1 protein-coding gene is annotated in these 1,719 nt (G+C 81.3%); it reads left to right on the forward strand.

Annotated features, from left to right (window positions below; genetic code table 11):
- Positions 1-217 precede the first annotated feature (217 nt).
- Positions 218-1,525, forward strand: a complete 1,308-nt coding sequence (locus tag VER05_RS02070) for an NYN domain-containing protein (RefSeq protein ID WP_324843743.1) — start codon at positions 218-220, stop codon at positions 1,523-1,525.
- Positions 1,526-1,719: the final 194 nt, after the last annotated feature.

Below are 1,719 nucleotides of genomic sequence, written 5' to 3' on the forward strand. Positions count from 1 at the left end.
GTCGTGCAGCGGGGTGCCGATGTCGTCGAGCGTCACCTGCACGGGCCGGCCGGTCTGCGGCGCCGCGAGGTCGACGCGGGGCGGGACGGGGGACCGGTGGACCATGCGCCGCACGCTAACGGCGCCCTCCGACACGCCCGCTCGCGCCGGAACCCCCGCACCGGCGCCCCGCGACCCCCGTGGCCGCCCCCACCTGCGGCCCCGTAGGGTTGCGCGCATGCCCGAGCCCGCCCCCGACGCCGTGCCCGAGGCCGTGCGCGCCGCGGTGCTGCCGCTCGCGGCGGAGGTCCTGGGCGCGCTCGACCCGGGCGCCGTGCCCGCCTCGCTCGCCGCCGTGCGCCGGTTCGCCCCGCGCCGCCGGGTGACCTCGGGGGCCGGCCCGCTGTGGCTCGCCGTCGAGCGCGACGACGCCTTCCGCGCCCGGGTGGCCCGCGCGTGGTCGCACGCGCACCCGGACCTCGCGGCGGACCTGCTCGCCGACCCGCCGGCGCCCGGCGCGCCCGGGGACCGCCTCGACCTCGCCGTCGGCGCGGCGCTGCTGCGCCCCGACGGCTGGGCGGCCCGCCTCTCCGCCCTCGACACCCTGCCCGCGGGCGCCGACGCCCCGGCGCAGCCCGACGCCGACCACGCGCACCGCGCCCACCGCGCGGAGGCGGAGCTCCGCCGCCTCGCCGCCCGACTGACCGCCGAGACCGAGCGCGCGGACGCCGCCGAGGCCGAGCTGGCGTCCCTGCGCCGCGAGCTGCGCCGGCTGCGGTCCGACGCCGACCGGTCGCGCTCCGAGGCCCGCCGCGCCGCGGAGCACGCCGCCGAGGTCGCCGCCGCCGCGGAGCGGGTGCACGCCGAGACGGCCAGGGTCCGGGCGTCCGCCGACGACGACCGGCGCCGCGCCGAGGACCTGGCCCGCGTCGCCCGCGAGGACGCCGCCGCGCTGCGCGAGCTCGCCCAGGTCCGGGTCCGGCTGCTGCTGGACACGCTCGTCGAGGCCGGGTCGGCCCTCCGCGAGGAGCTCGCGCTGCCGCCCGCCGGCCGGATGCCCGCCGACCTGGTCGCCCCGCCCGTCCCGACGCCCGGGGGGCCGCGGCCGACGTCGCGCGGCCGGTTCGCGGACGACCCCGCGCTGCTCGACGACCTGCTCGCGATGCCCCGGGCGCACCTGCTCGTCGACGGCTACAACGTGTCGAAGCCGGCGTGGCCGGACCAGTCGCTCACCGAGCAGCGCCGGCGGCTCACCGAGCGCCTGGCGACGCTCGCGGGCCGCACCGGCGCCGAGGTGACGTGCTGCTTCGACGGCCGGGAGTCCGAGTCGTCCGGGCGCGCGCCCGTGGCCCCGCGCGGCGTGCGGGTGCTGTTCTCCCAGGGGGAGATCGCCGACGACCTGCTGCGCCGGCTGGTCCGCGCCGAGCCGCCGGGCCGGGTGGTGGTGGCGGTGACGAGCGACCGGGCGCTGGGCGCCGACCTGGAGGCCGCGGGCGCCCGGGTGCTCCCGTCCGCGACCCTGCTGGCCCGCCTCGGCCGGGTCTGACGGCACCTGGCCCCGGCGCACGCCGGAGCGCCCGGGCCGCCGAGGTCGTCACAAGCGCGTGAGGTCGTCACTCGTTCGTGCCGACCTCGCCCACGTGTGACGACCTCACCGACCGACCGACCGGCCGACCAGCCGACCAGCCGGCCGGCCGACGCACCGGGCCGGCTCAGCCCGCCTGGTCGCCCGCGTAGATC

Source organism: Cellulomonas sp., from assembly GCF_035634735.1.
Classification (GTDB): domain Bacteria; phylum Actinomycetota; class Actinomycetes; order Actinomycetales; family Cellulomonadaceae; genus Cellulomonas.

Excerpts from the sequence above, each read along its gene's own strand:
- VER05_RS02070 (WP_324843743.1), top strand. The coding sequence starts at position 218 with ATGCCCGAGCCCGCCCCCGACGCCGTGCCCGAGGCCGTGCGCGCCGCG.